The organism is Streptomyces sp. NBC_00442 (assembly GCF_036014195.1).
Classification (GTDB): Bacteria; Actinomycetota; Actinomycetes; order Streptomycetales; family Streptomycetaceae; genus Streptomyces.
The window spans coordinates 5,948,990-5,968,452 of the sequence record NZ_CP107918.1; the positions used below are offsets into that span (position 1 = coordinate 5,948,990).

The window sequence follows — 19,463 nt, forward strand, 5'->3', positions numbered from 1 at the left end:
AGCGCCCACCGCGCAAGCCGCGCCGCACGAAGCGACGAAACCCAGGGCATCGCACCGCATCCCGGTGCGATGATCTGCCCGTGACGACACCACCGGTGGCCGACCGCGCCCGGCCGACCGACGCCGACATGGCCGGCTACCTCCGGCGCCTCGGCGTGGAGCGGCCCCAACAGCCCACCGTCGACGCCCTGTTCGCCCTCCACCGCGCCCAGATCGAACGCGTGGCGTACGAGAACATCGACACCTACCTCGGCCGCCCCGCGGGCATCGACGAGCTGCTCTCGCTGCGCCGCATCGCGGCCGGGCACGGCGGCTACTGCTACCAGGCCAACGGCGCCCTCGGCCTGCTGCTGCGCACCCTCGGCTTCGACGTCACCCGCCACTACGCCGGAGTGCACGCCACCCCCGAAGCCGAAGGCGCCCGCGGCAACCACCTGGCCCTCACCGTCCGCATCGGGGACCAGGAATGGCTCGTGGACGCGGGCCTCGGTGACGGCATCCACGAACCCCTGCCCCTGGTGGCCGGCTCCTACCGCCAGGGCCCCACCACCTTCCGCATGGCACCCTCCACCGCCGAGCCCGGCGGCTGGCGCTTCCATCACGACCCCGCCGGCGGATTCCACCACATGGAATACGACCCCCGTCCCGCCGGCACGAGCGCGTTCGACGGCGAGCACACCCGGCTCACCACCTCACCCGAGTCCGGCTTCGTCAAAAGCCCCGTCGTGGCCCGCCGCGACGCGACCGGCATCGACGTCCTGCGCGGCCGCGTCCTGCGCCACACCGACGCAGACGGCACCAGCGAGCACGAACTCGCCACCCCCGCCGCCTGGTTCGAGGCCCTCCACGACCTCTTCCACCTCGCGCCGCGCACCCTCACCGACGACGACCGCGCCGAACTGTGGGCCCGCGTCACCCGCTCCCACCAAGCGTGGCTCGCCACCCGCACGGCCTGACCCCGGTCCACCCGCACCGCCTGAGCCCGGTCCGCCCGCACGCTGGGCTGCCCCGCCCGCATCAGGCAGCATGGCCCCATGTCCGTACTGACGCGCGACGAAGCGCAGACCCGAGCCCATTTCCTCGACGTACAGCGGTACGCGATCGAACTCGATCTCACCACTGGCGACGACACGTTCGTATCCCGCACCGCCATCGACTTCACCGCCCGCGCCGCCGGGGACACCTTCGTCGAGCTCAAGCCCGCCACCCTGCGCTCGGCCACCCTCGACGGGACACCGCTCGACCCCGGCACCCTCGTCGAGAACCGGCTCCCGCTGACCGGCCTTTCCACGGGGCCCCACACGCTGCACATCGACGCCGTCATGAACTACTCCCACACCGGCGAGGGACTGCACCGCTTCACCGACCCCGCCGACGGCGAGACGTACGCCTACACCCAGCTCTTCATGGACGACGTCCAGCGCGTGTTCGCCGCCTTCGACCAGCCCGACCTCAAAGCCGTCGTCGACCTCACCGTCACGGCCCCCGACACCTGGACCGTCCTGGCCAACGGCGTCACCGCCCAGCAGGACGACGGCCGCTGGAAGGCCGCCACCACCCCCCTCATCTCCACCTACCTCGTGGCCGTCGCCGCGGGCCCCTGGCACTCGGTGACCACCGAACACGCCGGGCTCCCCTTCGGCCTGCACTGCCGCCGCTCCCTCGCCCCCCACCTCGACGCCGACGCCGACGAGCTCTTCGAGATCACCCGGCAGTGCTACGACCGCTACCACGAGAAGTTCGACGAGCCCTACCCCTTCGACTCCTACGACCAGGCGTTCGTCCCAGAATTCAACGCCGGCGCCATGGAAAACCCCGGCCTCGTCACCTTCCGCGACGAATTCGTCTACCGCTCCGCCGTCACCGACACCGAGCGCCAGACCCGCGCCATGGTCGTCGCCCACGAAATGGCCCACATGTGGTTCGGCGACCTCGTCACCCTCCAATGGTGGGACGACATCTGGCTCAACGAGTCCTTCGCCGAATACATGGGCTACCAGACCCTCACCGAAGCCACCCGGTTCACCGACACCTGGGTCGACTTCGCGATCGCCCGCAAATCCTGGGGCTACGACGCCGACCAGCGGCCCTCCACCCACCCCGTCGCCCCCGCACCCGACGCCGTTCCCGACACCGCGTCCGCGCTGCTCAACTTCGACGGCATCTCCTACGCCAAGGGCGCGTCCGCACTGCGTCAACTCGTGGCCTGGCTCGGCGAGAAGGACTTCCTCGCGGGCATCAACACCCACTTCGCCCGCCACAAGTTCGCCAACGCCACCCTCGCCGACTTCATCGACTCCCTCGCCTCCACCACCGACCGCGACGTCCACGCCTGGGCGAAGGAATGGCTCGGCACCACCGGAGTCGACACCCTCATCCCCACCGTCGCCGAGAGCGAAGGACAGTGGCACCTCACCACCACCCATCAGGGCCGGCGCCCCCACCGCCTCACCGTCGGCGCCTACGACCGCGACCCGCACCACGGCCGCGACCTCGTCCTGCGCGAGCGCTTCGACATCGACGTCCCGCACGGCGAACCCGTCACCCGCCCCGGCCCGCGCCCCGCCCTGCTCGTCCTCAACGACCAGGACCTCAGCTACGCCAAGGTCCGCCTCGACGAGACCTCCACCGAAGCCGCCCTGCGCTCCCTGTCCGGCGTCCCCGACGCCCTCACCCGCGCCGTTCTGTGGAACGCCCTGCGCGACATGGTCCGCGACGGCGAACTCATGCCCGGCGACTACCTGGAAACCGCCCGCGCCCACCTCTGCGAGGAAACCGACCTCGCCATCGTGCAGGGCGTCCTCACCTTCGCCGCCACCCAGATCACCGACCGCTACCTCACCCCCACCGACCGCCCCGCCGCCCTCGCCCTCCTCACCGACCTCACCCGCGACCTGATCCGGCGCACCGAGGACGGCGCCCACCCCGGCCTGCGCCTCATCGCCGTACGCCACTTCATCGACGCGGCCACCCAGCCCGACACCCTGCGCGCCTGGCTCCAGGACGGCCATGTGCCCGGCGGCCCCGAACTCGACCCCGAACTGCGCTGGCGCGTCCTCACCCGCCTCGCCGTGCTCGGCGCCACCGACGAGAAGGAAATCGCCGCCCACCTCGCCGACGACCCCAGCGCCACCGGCGAGGAAGGCGCCGCCCGCTGCCGCGCCGCCCTGCCCACCCCCGCCGCCAAGGAAGCCGCCTGGAACGCCATGTTCCACGGCGACACCCTCTCCAACTACCTCTTCACCGCCACCGCCCAGGGTTTCTGGCAGCCCGAACAGGCCGACCTCCTGCGGCCCTACGTCGCCCGCTACTACGAGGACACCGTCCCCTTCGCAACCCGCCGCGGCCCCGCGATGGCCCAGGCCGCCGGCTACTACGCCTTCCCGCTGTTCGTCGTCGACGAGGAGAACCTGCGCCTGGGCGAGGCCTGTCTGACCCACGAGGACCTCACGCCCGCCCTGCGCCGCCGGCTCGCCGACCAGGTCGACGACCTCGGCCGGGCCCTTCGCGTCCGCGGCTGACCCCGGGCCGCCCGCGTACGCACCTGCCCCCCGGGCCGCACACGTACGCGGCCCGGACCCGCACCCGGCGCGCGGGACGCCCGCATCCGGTCCGCCGGACCCCGCACCCGGCGCGCCAGCCCCCACCCCCGGCGCCGGCGGACCCGCTTCGGGTCCGCCATACCAGGAACCCCCCGCCCCAACTCGCCCTCACCGCAAGGCGATACCACTTTCGGGTTGAGATCGTTGTGCACAGCGGCTTCACCGGCCCGCGCAGGACCACGCTGGTGAAGTCGCTGTCCACACCCCCGAAGGAACCCCATGCACAGCCCGCCCCTCGCCGGAGGCACCGCAGGGCCGGCGGCCCTGCGCCCCCTCCTCGACGTCGTACTCGACGCCCTCGACCACGGGGCGAAGACCCGAGGCGGCCCGCTGCCCGCCGGCGGACCCCAAGCCGTCGCCGAGCGCGTCCACCACGCCGCCCGCGCCATCCTCCCCACCCACGGCACCGGCGCCGAAGAAGCCCTGACCACCCTCGTACGCGCCCTCGCCGAAGGCGCGGCCGACCCCGCCGAGCCCCTCTGCGCCGCACACCTCCACACCCCGCCGCTCGCCGTCGCGGCCGCCGCCGACCTCGCCGCGTCGGCGCTCAACCCCTCCCTCGACTCCTGGGACCAGGCCCCCGCCGCCTCCGCGCTCGAAGCCCTCCTCACCCGGGCCGTCGCCCAGGAGATCTGGCCCCACGGCGACGCGCTCATCACGACCGGCGGCACCGAGTCCAACCAGCTCGCCCTCCTCCTCGCCCGCGAACACCACGACCGCGTGCAGATCGTGTGCGGCGCCCACACCCACCACTCGGTCCAACGCGCGGCCTGGCTCCTCGGCCTGCCCCGACCCGTGGTGGTCCCCGCCCCCACCGGCACCACCGATCTCATGGCTCTCGACCACACCCTCAGCGCGCTCCGTCCGCCCGCCCTCGTCGTCGCCACCGCCGGCACCACCGACGCCGGAGCCATCGACGACCTCCCCGCCATCGCCGGCCTGTGCGCCCGTCACCACGCCCGCCTCCACGTGGACGCCGCCTACGGCGGGCCCCTCCTCTTCAGCGAGCGCCACCGCCCCAAACTCGCCGGCCTCCACCACGCCGACACCGTCACCCTCGACCTGCACAAACTCGGCTGGCAACCCGTGGCCGCAGGCCTCCTCGCCGTCGCCGACCCGGGCCACCTCGCGCCCCTCGCGCACACCGCCGACTACCTCAACGCCGACGACGACACCCACCACGGCCTGCCCGACCTCCTCGGCCGCTCCCTGCGCACCACCCGCCGCCCCGACGCCCTCAAAATCGCCGTCACCCTGCGCGCCCTGGGCCGCGACGGCCTCGCCCACCTCGTCGACCGCGTCTGCGCCCACGCCGCCGACCTCGCTCAACTCATCGAGCAGCAACCCCAGTTGGAGCTCCACCGGCGCCCCGCCATCTCCACCGTCCTCTTCCGCCCCCGCCACGCCACCGACGCCACCGTCGCCCATATCCGGCGCACCCTGCTCACCCACGGCACCGCCGTCCTCGGCCGCGCCCACGCCGACGGCCGCCTCTGGCTCAAGGCCACCCTCCTCAACCCGCACCTCACCCCCGACGACCTGCGCACCCTGCTCACCCTCACCCTCGAAGCCGCCTCAACCTCCAGCACCCCACCCCCCAGCACCCCACCCCCCATCACCCGGCCCCCCACGGAAGGCGTCCCGCAATGACCCCCCAGCCCGAAGACCAACCCCACGACCTCGTCGGCATCGGCATCGGCCCCTTCAACCTCTCCCTCGCCGCCCTCGCCCACGGCGTACCCGGCGGACTCGACACCGCCTTCTACGAACAGCGCCCCGCCTTCCACTGGCACCCCGGCCTCCTCATCGAAGGCACCACCCTCCAAGTCCCCTTCCTCGCCGACCTCGTCACCCTCGCCGACCCCGCCAACCCCTGGACCTTCCTCAACTACCTCAAGCACCGCGAACGGCTCTTCCCGTTCTACTTCGCCGAAAAGTTCCACATCCAGCGCACCGAATACGACGCCTACTGCCGCTGGGTCAGCGAAAACCTCGCCGACCTCCACTTCTCCCACCAGGTCGACGCCGTCCGCTGGAACGCCGAACGCGCCGTGTTCGAGATCGACTACACCCACCTCGACCTGAACGGCGAAGCCCAGGCGCTCGGCCGCGCCCACACCCGCCACCTCGCCATCGGCATCGGCACCCAGCCCCACGTACCCGAACCGCTCAAGCCCCTCGCCGACGCCCCCACCGTGCCCGTCCTGCACTCCGCCGACTACCTCGACCACCGCGCACGCCTGCTCACCGCCGAACACATCACCGTCATCGGCTCGGGCCAGTCCGGCGCCGAGGTCTTCCTGGACCTCCTGCGCAACCGCCCCCAGGGCGCCGAGAAACTCACCTGGCTCACCCGCAGCGAAGCGTTCGCGCCCATGGAGTACTCCAAGCTCGGCCTCGAACACTTCACCCCGGACTACACCCGCTACTTCCACGCCCTGCCCGAAGGCGTACGCGACCAGCTGCTGCCCCGCCAGGGGCAACTCCACAAGGGCATCGACGCCGACACCATGGCCGCCATCCACGACGAGCTCTACCGCCGCACCCAGCACGGCGGCTGGCCCGACATCACCATGACGCCCGGCGTGAGCGTGCGCACCGCGGGACGCGTCGCCACCACCAAGGTCGAGCTCCACCTCGAACACGCCCAGCAGGGCACCCGCTCCCGCCTCACCACCGACGCCGTCGTCCTCGCCACCGGCTACCGCGAACGCCCCCTCGGCCGCATCCTCGCCGGACTCGACCCCTACATGCGGTACGACAGCTCCGAACGGCCCCGCGTCGACCAGGACTTCAGGCTCGTCCTCGACCCCTCGGTCACCGGACACGTCCACGTCCAGAACGCCGAACAGCACACCCACGGTGTCGGCGCCCCCGACCTGGGCCTGGCCGCCTGGCGCAGCGCCACCATTCTCAACTCCCTGACGGGGAAGGAGCCCTACCCGCTGCCGGCCCGCACCGCCTTCACCACGTTCGGCCTCGACAAAAAGAACCAGGCCCGCCCGGCACACCACCCGGGAAGCCTGGTTCCACTCGTCGAACAGCCGTGACGTTTCGCCGCCCGACGGCACGGGACCTGCCGGCAACGACGGCTCAGAACACCGCGACACCGTTCTGCGTCAGCTTCCAGTCCACCGAAGCGAACTCCGCCTGATCGATGACACCCTTCGCCTTCACCCACGCGATCATCGTGTTCCGGATCTCGTCGGAGTTCGCCCACAGCTGCTTGGCGGTGGCCACCCCCGGGAAGTTACCGCCACCATTGGCCCGGTAATTGTTCACCGCCAGCACGAACTGCGCCGCGTCGTCGACCGGCTTCCCCTCGAACATCACCTTCGACACCCGCGACCCCGCCGGCTTCGCGATGTCGACCTCGTACGACACACCGCTCACCACGTCGTAGTTGTAGTCCGGCGTGCTGTTCGCGTTGGTGATCTTCGCCGGGTCCACCGCGCCCGTCGTCTGCACGTAGTAGTTCGCCGAGAACTCGATGTACGCCTTCACCTGAGCACCCGTCAGAAGCCGTGCCTCCAGGGTGTTCTCGTACACGTACAGACCGGCGACGTCCTTGATCGTCACCTTGCCCGCGGGAATCACCGCGGAACGCGAGAAACACGCCGCCTGCGACAGCACCGGCAGCGTGGCGTACTCCGACGACGCCAGCGCCGTCCTCACCGTCTCCGCCTGGATGTGGTTGATCAGATCGATGATCGGCACATCCTTGAACGGGGCCTGCGTCGACCGCATCTCCGCCGCATTCGTGCCCACCACCTGGTTCACATACGCCACGACCTTGTCGTGCTCCGCCTTCACCAGACGCCTCACCACCGGATCCTCGGCCACCGCGTTGGCGTTGCGCACATCCGCCGTCACCGACGCGACGTGCCAGCGGCCCCGCGAGAACTCCAGCTCGAAGTCGAAGACACTCAGCCGCATGCCCCACATGTACGGCTCGGACAGCACCACGGACGTGCCGGTCTCCTTGTTGACCACCGTCCGCGACGCCACCTCCTTGTGCGTGTGGCCCACCAGAATCGCGTCGATCCCCGGCACCTGCTCCGCCACCAGCGACGAGGCGTTCTCCGGATACGGCAGCGCGTCCCCGTACGACGTGGCACCGTCGAGACCCGAGTGATCCGTACAGATCACCACGTCACACCCCAGAGCCCGGAGCTTGGGCACAAAGATCTTCGCCTGCTCCACCAGGCCGGGGAACGTCATCTTCCCCTGCACATTGGCCTTGTCCCAGATCGCGATCCCCGGGTTGGTGAGCCCGAGGATGCCCACCTTCACATCCGGCCCGTGCGGCACCTTCAGCCGCCGCACCGTGTACGGAGGGAACGCCGGCTTCAACGTCTTCGCATCCAGCGCGTTCGCGCCGAGCAGCGGGAAGTCCAACTGGTCCTGGAACGCGCGCAGCGTCGGAATCCCGTAATTGAACTCGTGGTTGCCCAGCGCCGCCGCGTCGTAGCGCATGTGGTTCATGGCCAGCGCCATCGGATGCTTCGGACCCCGCTTGCCGCCCGAACCCGTGATCGGCTCCACCCGCGCGTAGTAGTACGACAGTTGGGTGCCCTGGATGATGTCACCCGCGTCGATCAACAGCGTGTTGTGACGGCCCTTCTCCTCGCGGACCTGGTCCACCAGCGTCGAGATCTTCGCCAGCCCCACGTCGTTGTGCGCCGCGTCGTCGTACTCCGCGTCCGTGAAGTAGTCCCAGTTGAAGACATGACCGTGCAGATCCGTCGTGCCCATCACCGAGAACGCGTACCGCTTCGGCGGACGGCCGTGCCCGTGATCCCGATCCTGGTTCCGGGTGTCGGCCTCGGCGGGCAGCGCCGTACCCCCGGCCACGGCCACCCCGGCCCCGGCGGCGGCCGTAGTGCCCAGGAACGTCCTGCGGTTCAGCGGCATGCTTTCTCCCTGAAGTCGTGTGACGCGCGTAGAAGTTGAGCGGACGGCGACGCGCGTAGATCCACGGATTCTGACGCAGAACCAGTCGGCCGCAACACCCCTCGCAGGTTGCGATCTGATGACCGGCCTCCGACATCGGGCCCACCGACGCGAAGCGCCCACCAGTGCCACAGTGGACCCATGACCGACACCCAGCCCTACGGAACCCCCGACCAGCCCCGCCTCGCCGTCCACGGCGAAGCCCACCTCGAAGTCGACCCCGAACTCGCCGGCATCACCATCACCATCGCCACCCGCGGCCCCGACCGCCGCGCCACCCTCGACGACCTCACCCGCCGCAACACCTACGTCGTCGACCTCATCAAGACCTACGGCGACACCGTCGAAAAGCTCGAAACCGGCGCCTTCACCCTCACCCCCGAGCTCACCCGCCACGGCCGGGGCGAGCGCGTCCGCACGTACCACGGCAGCGTCCGCATCACCACCGAACTCACCGACTTCACCGCACTCGGCGAACTCACCACCCGCCTCGCCGACCTCGAACTCACCCGCGTCGACGGCCCCTGGTGGCGCCTGCGCCGCGACTCACCCGCCCACACCGAAGTACGCCGCCGCGCCGTCCACCAAGCCGTCGCACGCGCCCGCGAATACGCCGACGCCCTCGACACCACCCTCGCCGCCCTCGTCGAACTCTCCGACCCCGGCGCCGAAGTCCCCACCCCCGGCTACGGCATGGCCCCCGCCGGCGGCAGGTCCTTCAGTCCTGGAGCCGCCGGAGCCGCCGAACCCGCCCCCGCCCTCGACCTCGAACCCCAACGCCAAACCGTCCGCGCCCGCGTCCACGCCCGCTTCATCATGACCCCGCCCAGCCTCTGACACCCCGTCGCGCCACCACACGCCGGGCGCCCCGAAACCGCTCATCGGAGCGCCCGCGCGCACACTTCAACACTTGTCAACCACCCTTCACGCAAAGGTTGTTGAGCAGTAACCCGCGACCAAATACCTACCCGACGGTAAGCCCCTAGGCTCACCCCATGCGCCGAGCCAAAATCGTCTGCACCCTAGGGCCCGCCACCGACACATACGACCAGATCAAAGCCCTGGTCGAAGCCGGAATGGACGTCGCCCGTCTCAACCTCAGCCACGGCAGCTACGCCGAACACGAAGAGCGCTTCCACCGCGTCCGCAAGGCCTCCGAAGAGACCGGCCGCAACGTCGGCATCCTCGCCGACCTTCAAGGCCCGAAGATCCGCCTCGGCCGCTTCCGCGAAGGCCCCGTACTCCTTGAACGCGGCGACGAGTTCACCATCACCGTCGAACCCGACACCCAAGGCGACCGCCACCTCTGCGGCACCACCTACGCCGGCCTCGCCGCCGACGTCACCACCGGCGAACGGATCCTCGTCGACGACGGCAAGGTCGCCCTCGACGTCACCCGCGTCGACGGCCCCCACGTCCACACCCTCGTCATCGAAGGAGGCATGGTCTCCGACCACAAGGGCCTCAACCTCCCCGGCGTGGCCGTCTCCGTCCCCGCCCTCTCCGACAAGGACGAAGAAGACCTCCGCTGGGCCCTGCGCACCGGCGCCGACATCATCGCCCTCTCCTTCGTCCGCAGCGGCCACGACATCCACGACGTCCACCGCATCATGGACGAAGAGGGCCGACGCCTCCCCGTCATCGCCAAAATCGAAAAACCCCAGGCCGTCGACAACATCGACGACATCGTCGCCGCCTTCGACGGCATCATGGTCGCCCGCGGCGACCTCGGCGTCGAAATGCCCCTCGAACAAGTCCCCATCGTCCAAAAGCGCGCCATCAAACTCGCCAAGCGCAACGCCAAACCAGTGATCGTGGCGACCCAGATGCTCGACTCCATGATCGACAACGCCCGCCCCACCAGGGCCGAAGCCAGCGACGTCGCCAACGCCGTCATCGACGGCACCGACGCCGTCATGCTCTCCGGCGAAACCAGCATCGGCAAACACCCCGTCGAAACCGTCAAGACGATGAGCCGCATCGTCGAAGCCGCCGAAGAAGACGTCCTCGCCAAGGGCCTCCCGCCCCTCACCGACCGCAACAAACCCCGCACCCAGGGCGGCGCCGTCGCCCGAGCCGCCGCCGACATGGGCGACTTCCTCGGCGCGAAATTCCTCGTCGCCTTCACCCAGTCCGGCGACACGGTCAAACGCCTCTCCCGCTACCGCTCCCCGATCCCGCTGCTCGCCTTCACCCCGGTACCGGCCACCCGCTCCCAGCTCAACCTCACGTGGGGCGTCGAGACGTTCCTCGGCCCGCACGTCGAATCCACCGACGAGATGGTGGCGCAGGTCGACGAGATGCTCCTCAAGGTCGGCCGCTGCCAGAAGGGCGACGTGGTCGTCATCACGGCCGGCTCCCCGCCCGGCGTCGCCGGCTCCACGAACCTGGTCCGCGTCCACCACATCGGCGAGGACGACAGCCCCAAGTAACCCCGGGCCACGGCCCCTTGCCCCACCCCTCGCAGGGGGCCCCTGGGCTCAGTACTTGGGGCCTATGTGCTGGTCCATGAGGGCGACGGATGCCTTGCGGGCGATGGAGACGTTCTGGACGCCCCCGCCCCGGCGCGCGGAGCGCCACTGCAGGCCGACCCGGTCGAGCACTCCGGTGAACAGGTTCACGATGTCGGCGGACGTATTGGTGAAGAAGTACCGCGTGTATTCGTACCGCTTGCGCTCGCCGCCGACGACCTTCTCGGTCCAGTTGGTGATGCGACAGCCGTCGGAGTGGATGAGCCCTCGGAGGAGCTCCCAGGGGTGGGCCTCGACGATGACTTGCTGCCACGGTTCGAGCGCGATGAGGCGATGGTGCTTCTTGCCCGGCCCGTGCTGAGGGAACAGGCAGGGCCAGTGGCGGTCGTAACTGGTCACCGACACGTACCCCTGCCTCTGCAGGTCGTACACGCCGCTCTTCGGGCGTACGGCCTTGATCGCGTTCCGGCACGCCTCGATGAGGCCGGGCCACGCGTCGGCGCACGCGATGCGCAGGTAGTGGCCGACACCTCGCGGGTGCGCGCTGATGCAGCCATCGCCGAGGTAGAGCCCGAGGAGATAGGCGTACGCGGCAGCGTCATCCGGAACGCCGGTGTCAGGGAGGCATCTTGGGCACGGGTTGGCATTGCCCAGCAGGCGGGGAAGCGGCTCGATACGGGTCTGCCAGGCGCGGATCGCTGCGCGGGATATGCCGGTCTGCTTGCTGACGGAGTTCAGGCTGTGGCCCTGGGCAACGAGTGCCAAGGCGTGGCGACGCTTCGATATGTCGTACATGCCTGCGAGATTCTTCGCACGTATGCCTTAGGGCAGCGATTCGACCACATGTTCACTGGGTCGAGTGAAGATCGCCAATCAATGTCTGAACCTTAGAATCGAAGGAGAAGTGCCCCGAGTCGGATTCGAACCGACGCTGTATGGGTTTTGAATCCATCGCCTCTACCGCTGGGCTACCGGGGCCCCTTCGAAACGAAGGATACCGGAGACCCCTCGTATCTCAAACATACAGGAGCTAGGTAGGCTCCTGTAGCAGCACCCTGCCTTTACCAAGGAGCCCCCGTGACCGCCCCCGAGTCGCCCCAGCCCACCGCAGACGACGACGCGTCGCACGTCCCCCCGTTGACGACCCGCGTCGTCATCGCCGAGGACGAGGCCCTCATCCGCCTCGATCTCAAAGAGATGCTCGAAGAAGAGGGCTACGCGGTCGTCGGTGAGGCCGGTGACGGGCAGAAGGCCGTCGAGCTCGCCCGGGAGCACCAGCCGGACCTGGTGATCCTGGATGTGAAGATGCCGGTTCTGGACGGGATCTCGGCGGCGGAGCTGATCGCGAAGGAGTCGATCGCGCCGGTGTTGATGCTGACGGCGTTCAGTCAGCGGGATCTGGTGGAGCGGGCGCGGGACGCGGGTGCGATGGCGTATCTGGTGAAGCCGTTCTCGAAGAGCGATGTGGTGCCGGCGATCGAGATGGCGGTGTCGCGGTTCACGGAGTTGAAGGCGTTGGAGCGGGAGGTCGCGGACCTTTCGCAGCGTCTGGAGACGCGGAAGCTGGTGGACCGGGCGAAGTCGGTGTTGCAGACGCAGTACGGGTTGTCGGAGCCGGCGGCGTTCCGGTGGATTCAGAAGACGTCGATGGATCGTCGCATGTCGATGCAGCAGGTGGCCGAGGCGGTTATTGAGGACGCCGAGGAGAAGAAGGCGGCGAAGGGGGAGTAGCCCCGCTGTCTTACGCGTACGCGTTCGTGAGTGGCCCGCACCCGGGCGAATCCGGGTGCGGGCCACTTTTGTCTGCCGGGGTTCAGTCTTCGCCGAGGTAGGCCTTGCGGACTGATTCGTCGTGGAGGAGGTCCTGTCCGGTTCCGGAGAGGACGATTTTGCCGATTTCCATGACGTGGCCGTGGTCGGCGAGGGAGAGCGCGGCTTGGGCGTTCTGTTCGACGAGCAGGATGGTGGTGCCTTGTGCTTTGAGTTCGGTGATGGTGGCCATGATTTTCTGCATCATGATCGGGGAGAGGCCCATGGAGGGTTCGTCCAGCATCAGCAATTTGGGCTGGGACATGAGGGCGCGGCCCATGGCGAGCATCTGTTGTTCGCCGCCGGAGAGGGTGCCGGCTGCTTGTTTGCGGCGTTCTCCGAGAATGGGGAAGAGGTCGTAGGCGCGCTGGATGTCTTTTTCGATGCCTGCTTTGTCGTCGCGGAGGTAGGCGCCGAGACGGAGGTTGTCCTCGATGGTCATGCGGGGGAATATGTGGCGGCCTTCGGGGGAGTGGGCCATTCCGAGGGCGACGATTTTGTGTGCGGGGACGTTTTTGAGGGGTTTGCCGTCGAAGGTGATGCTTCCGGCGAGGGGTTCGAGGAGGCCGGAGAGGGTGCGCAGGGTGGTGGTTTTTCCGGCGCCGTTGGTGCCGATGAGGGTGACGACTTGTCCTGCTTCGACGCTGAAGGAGATGCCTTTGACGGCTTCGATTTTGCCGTAGGCGACCCGGAGGTCCTCGACTTCGAGGAGTGCGGTCACGGGGTGTCTCCTTCGGTGCGGGTGGTGCTCTGCGCCGTTTCGGCTGCTTCTACTTCGGCGAGTTCCTCGTCTCCGGGTGCGCCTTCGAAGGGGGTGCCGAGGTAGGCGGCGATGACGCGTTCGTCGGCCTGGACGACGTCGGGGGTGCCTTCGAGGAGTTTTTGGCCTTGGACGAGGACGGAGACGCGGTCGCAGAGGTTCATGATGAACCGCATGTCGTGTTCGATGACGAGGACGGCGATGCCTTGGTCGCGGATGGCGAAGATGAGTTCTTCGGCGGCGCGGGTTTCTTGGGGGTTCATGCCGGCGGTGGGCTCGTCGAGGAGGAGGAGTCCGGGTTCGCTGGCGAGTGCGCGGGCGATTTCGAGCTTGCGTTGTTCGCCGTAGGGGAGGTTGCGGCTGAGGTGGTCGGCTTTTGCGGCGAGGCCGGTGAACTCGAGGAGTTCCATGGCTCGTTCGCGGGATGCGTCTTCGGCTTTTTTGAATCCGGGGAGGCGCAGTAGTGCGGACCAGAGGCCTTCTTTGGTGCGGGTGTGGCGGCCGACGAGGACGTTTTCCAGGACGGTCATGTTGGGGAAGAGGCGGATGTTCTGGAAGGTGCGGGCGACGCCGGCTTGGGTGACGAGGTGGGGTTTGGGGGGAAGAGTGGTGCCTTTGTAGGTCACTTTTCCTTCGGTGGGGACGTACAGGCCGGTGAGGCAGTTGAAGAAGGTGGTTTTGCCTGCGCCGTTGGGGCCGATGAGGCCGACGATTTCTCCGCTGTTGACGGTGAGGTCGACGTTGTGTACGGCGGTGAGGCCGCCGAAGCGCATGGTGACGCCGCTGGCGTGGAGGACGGTGTCGGTCGTGGTGGTCATGCTGGTCACGCCCCCGCCTTGGTGACGCCGACGGGTGTGTCGGTGAGGCTGGTTTCTGGTGTGTCGAGTTGGCCGGTCTCGCGGAATTCGAGCTTTTTCCTGCGGTCGGCGACGATGCCTTCGGGGCGCAGGCGCATGAGGACGATGAGGGCTATTCCGAAGAGGAGGAGCTGGTAGTCCTGCATGAATTGGAGTTTGGCCGGGATGAGGTAGAGCAGGGCCGCGCCGATGAGGGGTCCGCTCATGGTTCCCATGCCGCCGAGGATGACGGCGGCGAGGAGGAAGGCGGAGTTGGGGGGTACGGAGCCGGCGAATTGGTATTGCTCGGGGGTGACGGTGCTGGTGAGGTGGCCTTGTACGGTGCCGGCGAGTCCGGCGAGGGTGGCGCCGAGTGCGAAGGCGATGAGTTTGACGCGGAAGCCGTTGATGCCCATGGCGGTGGCGGCGGTTTCGTCTTCGCGGATGGCGACCCAGGCGCGGCCGATGCGGGAGTCGGCGCTGCGTCGGAAGACGGTGACGACGACGAGGGTGATGACGAGCATCAGGAGGTAGTAGTTGCCGGGTTTGCCGAGGGTGAAGCCGGCGACGTCGTGGCTGATGCCGAGGTCGTATCCGAAGATCGTGATGTCGGGGATGGCGGGGATGCCGCGGGAGCCGTTGGTGACGTTGGGTCCGCTGTTCCCGTTGAGGTTGTTCATGGTGATGCGGAAGATCTCGCCGAAGCCGAGGGTGACGATGGCGAGGTAGTCGCCGCGCAGGCGCAGGGTGGGTGCGCCGATGAGGACGCCGAAGACGAGGGATGCGCCGGCGCCGACGAGGAGGGCGGCCCAGAAGGGGAAGTGGACGCCGAGGCTGGAGGTGCTGGCGCCGGAGACGAGGGCCGCGGCGTAGGCGCCGACGCCGAGGAAGGCGACGTAGCCGAGGTCGAGGAGGCCGGCGAGGCCGACGACGACGTTGAGGCCGAGGGCGACGGTGGCGAAGATGAGGATGTTGGCGCCGATGAGGGCGTATTCGTCGCTGGACTGTGTGAAGGGGAAGCAGATCGCGGCGACGAAGGCGGCGCTGAGGGTGACGGTGCGGTGGTGTGCGGTGAGTGCGGAGAGGCGGGCGAGGAGGCCTGCCTGGGTGATGGCGGCGAACGTGAACACGGCGGTGATGAGGAAGCCGATGAACAGTTCGGTGTAGGCGGTGTCGATGCCGTAGGCGAAGACGTACAGGCCTATGGCGAAGGCGGCGACGATGATGAGGATGCCGGCCCAGTCGGGGATCGCCTGGGCGGGGCGGGGGCTGGGGGCGGCGAGGGTGTGCCGGATGCGCTGCCAGGCGTTGTCGCCGGTGGTGTCGGTGGCGGGGGTGTCGCCGGGGAGGGCGAAGGCGGCGATGAGGGCGATGAGGGAGCCGATGCCGGAGACGTAGGCGCCGGGTTCGAGGTTGACGATGCCGCCGAGGTCGCTGGATATCGCGCCGAGGGTGTAGCCGGTGGTGCCGAAGGTGGCGAGGGCGAGGAGGCGGAGGGGGGCGTTGGTGGCGGCGGGGGTGAGCCAGCGCAGTCCTGGGACGCCGTAGGTGGAGAGGGCGAAGAGGATGGTGAGGGCTGCGGTGGTGAGGGTGAGGAGTTGGAGGCCGCCGGGGTAGCCGGTGACGGTGAGGTCGCCGGGGAAGTCGCTGGTCCAGGTCCACGCCAGGAAGGTGCCGATGAGGGCGATGGCGGCGCCGGCGGTGACGGTGTGCCGGGCGAGGGTGGCGGGCAGCGGGATGAGGGGGGCCGCGCTGTCGGCGGCGGGGGTGCTGGGGGTGGTGGTTGTCATGGTGATCACGCCCTGTCCGCGACGCGTTCGCCGAGCAGGCCTTGGGGCCGCACGAGGAGGACGACGATGAGGAGGACGAAGGCCCATACGTCCTTCCAGGCGCCGCCGCCGAAGAGTTCCATGCTGGGGATGTTGCCGATGTAGCCGACGGCGAGTGCTTCGGCGAGTCCGAGGACGATGCCGCCGAGCATGGCTCCGTAGATGTTGCCGATGCCGCCGAGTACGGCTGCGGTGAAGGCTTTGAGGCCCATGATGAAGCCCATGCGGAAGCCGACTTGGCCGTTGTGGAGGCCGTAGCCGACGGCGGCGACGGCGGCGAACGCGGCGCCGATGGCGAAGGCCATGACGATGATGCGGTCGGTGTTGATGCCCATGAGCTTGGCGGTGTCGGGGTCCTGGGCGGTGGCCTGCATGCCGCGGCCGGTGCGGGTCTTGTTGACGTAGATGCCGAGGGCGATCATGCAGACGGGGGCGGCGATCAGGATGAAGAGGTCGCCGCGCTGGATGTTGGCGCCGAGGACGTGGAAGGGGCTGCCGTCGAACTGGGGGAAGGAACGGTCCTTCTTGGCGTCCGGGTACCACTTCCACACGGCCTGCTGGAGGGCGAGGGAGAGGCCGATCGCGGTGATGAGCGGGGCGAGGCGGGGTGCGCCCCGCAGGGGCCGGTAGGCGAAGCGCTCGGCCGCGGTGGCGACGAGTACGGAGACGATGACGCCGCCGATGATCATGAGCGGGATGGCGGCGAGGAGGGAGAAGCCCGCCGGGAGGGCGAGGAAGACGGTGAGGGCCCCGAAGCCCCCGACCATGAATATCTCGCCGTGGGCGAAGTTGATGAGCTGGACAATGCCGTAGACCATCGTGTAGCCGATCGCGATCAGTCCGTACATCGCGCCGAGGATGAGTCCATTGGCCAGCTGTTGCGGCAGTTCGTGCACCGCGGGGCCTCCGTGAATGTGAGCGGATATGGCACCGCGCGGGAGCGCTGGTGGCGCTCCCGCGCGGTCCTTGGGTTGCGGCGTGGCGGGATTCGCCGGGTTACGGCTTGTAGGCCTCGCTGAGCTCGGGCTTCCAGGCGCCGTCGGTGACCTTGTAGGCGGTCATCATGGTGTTGGTGGTGTCGCCGTATTCGTCGAAGGAGACGGGGCCGGTGACTCCGTCGAACTTGACCTTGCCGACGGCGTCGAGGACCTTGGCGCGCAGGTCGCTGTCGGGGACCTTGCCGCTGTTGCCGGCGACGACGGCCTTGACGGCTTCGATGATCGCCCAGGTGGCGTCGTAGGTGCCGCCCCCGTAGGCCTCGTAGGCGTCCTTGTAGCCGGCGCCCTTGTAGTTGGCGATGAAGGTCTTCGCGGAGTCGAGCTGTTCGACGGGCTTGCCGACGGAGGTGGCGAGGTCGCCCGCCGCCTTCTTGTTGAGCTTGATGAAGTCGGCGCTGTAGATGCCGTCGCCGCCCATGAGCGGGATGTTGGTGCCGCTGTCCTTGAGCTGCTGGGACAGGGGGCCGGCGGCGGGGTATTCGCCGCCGTAGTAGAGGGCCTTGGCGCCGGTGGCCTTGACCTTGGCGACGATGGCGTTGAAGTCGCGGTCGTCGGGGTTGATGTGGTCGCTTCCGACGATCTTGCCGCCGAGCTTGGTGAAGGTGTCCTTGAAGGACGCGGCGAGGCCGGCGCCGTAGGTCTTCTGGTCGTCGATGAGGTAGACCGAGTCGAGCTTGGCGTCGTTGAACAGGTACTTGGCGGCGAAGGCGCCCTGGACCTGGTCGGTGGTGGCGGTGCGGAAGAAGGTCTTGTAGGGGCGCTTCTTCGTGCCGGTCTTCCAGCCGTCGCCCTGGGTCAGCTCGGTGCCCGTGTTGGCGGGGGATATCTGGGTGAGGCCGGCGTCGTTGAGCGGTTTCTGCATGGACTGCGAGACGCTGGAGTTGAGCGGGCCGACGACGCCGACGACGCTCTTGTCGCCGATGAACTTGGTGGCGTTCTGCTGGCCGACGGAGGGCTGGGCCTGGTCGTCGAGCGGCTGGGTCTTGAACTCGACGCCGGGGACGAGGTTCTGCTTGTTCGCCGTCTGGGCGGCGAGGTCGGCGGAGTTCTTGATGCCGAGGCCGAGGGCGGACAGGTCACCCGTGAGGGGTGCGTCTACGCCGATGACGACGGTCTGCTTCTTGCCGCTGCTGTCGTCGCCGCCGCTTTTGTCGCGCGAACCACAGGCGGTGAGCGTGAGTGCGCCTGTGGTGAGCACTGTAGTGAGGATGAGCAAGGAACGGTGTCGCACGGTGGGTCCTTTCCCTGGCGCGGCCTCCTCGTGGCGAGGTGCCGTGTCGGTCGCCGGGCCGTACTGGGTCGTGAGGGGCCGTGCAGCAGTCGCACCCGGCGGCGCGGTGACTGGCCGTGACTCTAAGCGCAGCCGGGGAGGGTGGGGAGCGGCCGGGACAGGATGTGACTTTCTTGTTATGCCAAGGCCAAACCTTGATGGCACAGGGCGGTCAATTTGTACATTTCGGGACACTGGGATTTCTCGCATGATGAGAACGCCCAGTTCCGCTAAGGGGCTTGAGGGGATCATGGTGCTGACAGGCCTCCGGGTGTCCGGAAGCCGGTCGCTGGCCGGGAAGGGGCCGCTCATTGGCCGGAAGGTGCCCTCGGCCTCCCGGTCGTTCGTTACGCAGCGTTACGAAGATGCGGATGGGGTGGGCAGCTTCGTCTGCGCCCAAGGGTCCGTCGTCGGGGCGCCGTTGCGATAGCGCTCGGCGCAACCGTGCTGCGCACGCTCCTCGATGAGCCGGTCGGCGGCGGCCCCGCCGTGCGCCGCGCGCTCTTGGCGTGCGGCGGCCAGTGTGGTCAGGAGGATCTCGTTCTGCCCGTCGGACAGGCCCTTCTCCTGATAGTCGAGGCCGGATCCCTTGCCCTGGTCCAGCTCCTGTTCCGCCCAGTAGACGATCAGGTGGGTACAGAGCTCCGCAGGTGAAGTGGCGTGCGGGGACGGCGAGTCGGAGGAGGAGGAGGAGGAGGAGGAGGGCGGGGGCGGGGACGCGGCGCCGTGCGGGGAGGGGGTGGCGGTGGACGAGCACCCCGCGAGTGCGGCCGACAGGGCGAGCGCTCCCGCGAGGGCCGGCCGCGCCCGTGCCGGTATGCGTGCCCAGGCCCGCGTCCGTACCCGTGGCTGTACCCGCGCCCGCCGCCCCGCTCGGGTCCTCATGACACGACGTTAGAACGCGGTCCGCGACGTGACAATGGCCGGTGAGCGGT

15 protein-coding genes and 1 tRNA gene are annotated in these 19,463 nt (G+C 68.8%); 7 read left to right on the plus strand and 9 right to left on the minus strand.

What is annotated here, in order from left to right; translation table 11 throughout:
* The first annotated feature begins 80 nt into the window (after positions 1-80).
* From OG432_RS26665 to OG432_RS26680, 4 genes are all read left to right on the plus strand, one after another.
* On the plus strand, positions 81-956 hold the full coding sequence (locus OG432_RS26665; protein ID WP_328313504.1) for an arylamine N-acetyltransferase family protein: 876 nt from the start codon (positions 81-83) through the stop codon (positions 954-956).
* Between the two features lie 78 nt (positions 957-1,034).
* The gene (gene pepN / locus OG432_RS26670) at positions 1,035-3,521 is read left to right on the plus strand and encodes an aminopeptidase N (RefSeq protein ID WP_328313505.1); all 2,487 of its coding nucleotides are present in this window, start codon (positions 1,035-1,037) and stop codon (positions 3,519-3,521) included.
* 300 nt (positions 3,522-3,821) lie between these two features.
* Positions 3,822-5,252 (plus strand): pyridoxal phosphate-dependent decarboxylase family protein, encoded by a 1,431-nt coding sequence (locus OG432_RS26675; protein WP_328313506.1) that lies wholly within the window; start codon positions 3,822-3,824, stop codon positions 5,250-5,252.
* The gene (locus OG432_RS26680) at positions 5,249-6,652 is read left to right on the plus strand and encodes a lysine N(6)-hydroxylase/L-ornithine N(5)-oxygenase family protein (RefSeq protein ID WP_328313507.1); all 1,404 of its coding nucleotides are present in this window, start codon (positions 5,249-5,251) and stop codon (positions 6,650-6,652) included. The genes OG432_RS26675 and OG432_RS26680 overlap by 4 nt, the downstream gene beginning before the upstream one ends.
* Positions 6,653-6,695: 43 nt before the next feature.
* On the opposite strand, the gene OG432_RS26685 is transcribed toward OG432_RS26680, so the two are convergent.
* Positions 6,696-8,516, minus strand: a complete 1,821-nt coding sequence (locus OG432_RS26685) for a bifunctional metallophosphatase/5'-nucleotidase (protein WP_328313508.1) — start codon at positions 8,514-8,516, stop codon at positions 6,696-6,698.
* Positions 8,517-8,696: 180 nt separating this feature from the next.
* Between OG432_RS26685 and OG432_RS26690 the strand changes: the two genes are divergently transcribed.
* The gene (locus OG432_RS26690) at positions 8,697-9,392 is read left to right on the plus strand and encodes an SIMPL domain-containing protein (RefSeq protein WP_328313509.1); all 696 of its coding nucleotides are present in this window, start codon (positions 8,697-8,699) and stop codon (positions 9,390-9,392) included.
* A 158-nt stretch (positions 9,393-9,550) separates the two neighbouring features.
* A complete protein-coding gene (gene pyk / locus OG432_RS26695) occupies positions 9,551-10,987 on the plus strand; it encodes a pyruvate kinase (RefSeq protein ID WP_328313510.1) in 1,437 nt (478 codons plus the stop codon).
* Between the two features lie 48 nt (positions 10,988-11,035).
* Here pyk and OG432_RS26700 read toward each other — a convergent pair whose 3' ends face one another.
* Both OG432_RS26700 and OG432_RS26705 read right to left on the minus strand, forming a co-directional pair.
* Complete coding sequence (locus OG432_RS26700) at positions 11,036-11,821, minus strand: transcriptional regulator (RefSeq protein ID WP_328313511.1); 786 nt, start codon at positions 11,819-11,821, stop codon at positions 11,036-11,038.
* Positions 11,822-11,931: 110 nt separating this feature from the next.
* Positions 11,932-12,004: transfer RNA gene (locus tag OG432_RS26705), tRNA-Leu, on the minus strand.
* Between the two features lie 99 nt (positions 12,005-12,103).
* Between OG432_RS26705 and OG432_RS26710 the strand changes: the two genes are divergently transcribed.
* Positions 12,104-12,757 carry an ANTAR domain-containing response regulator gene (locus OG432_RS26710; protein ID WP_328313512.1) on the plus strand — a complete coding sequence of 218 codons (654 nt, stop codon included), beginning with the start codon at positions 12,104-12,106 and terminating at the stop codon, positions 12,755-12,757.
* Between the two features lie 82 nt (positions 12,758-12,839).
* On the opposite strand, the gene OG432_RS26715 is transcribed toward OG432_RS26710, so the two are convergent.
* From OG432_RS26715 to OG432_RS26740, 6 genes are all read right to left on the minus strand, one after another.
* Complete coding sequence (locus tag OG432_RS26715) at positions 12,840-13,556, minus strand: ABC transporter ATP-binding protein (protein WP_328313513.1); 717 nt, start codon at positions 13,554-13,556, stop codon at positions 12,840-12,842.
* Entirely contained in the window at positions 13,553-14,413 is an 861-nt protein-coding gene (locus OG432_RS26720; protein ID WP_443058608.1) for an ABC transporter ATP-binding protein, read from the minus strand. Before OG432_RS26720 ends, OG432_RS26715 begins: the two co-directional genes overlap by 4 nt.
* Before the next feature lie 5 nt (positions 14,414-14,418).
* Positions 14,419-16,221 (minus strand): branched-chain amino acid ABC transporter permease, encoded by a 1,803-nt coding sequence (locus OG432_RS26725; RefSeq protein ID WP_328313515.1) that lies wholly within the window; start codon positions 16,219-16,221, stop codon positions 14,419-14,421.
* Positions 16,222-16,226: 5 nt separating this feature from the next.
* Complete coding sequence (locus OG432_RS26730) at positions 16,227-17,156, minus strand: branched-chain amino acid ABC transporter permease (RefSeq protein ID WP_328313516.1); 930 nt, start codon at positions 17,154-17,156, stop codon at positions 16,227-16,229.
* Positions 17,157-17,256: 100 nt separating this feature from the next.
* Complete coding sequence (locus OG432_RS26735; RefSeq protein WP_328315249.1) at positions 17,257-18,474, minus strand: branched-chain amino acid ABC transporter substrate-binding protein; 1,218 nt, start codon at positions 18,472-18,474, stop codon at positions 17,257-17,259.
* 411 nt (positions 18,475-18,885) lie between these two features.
* Positions 18,886-19,413 (minus strand): hypothetical protein, encoded by a 528-nt coding sequence (locus OG432_RS26740; RefSeq protein WP_328313517.1) that lies wholly within the window; start codon positions 19,411-19,413, stop codon positions 18,886-18,888.
* Positions 19,414-19,463 lie beyond the last annotated feature (50 nt).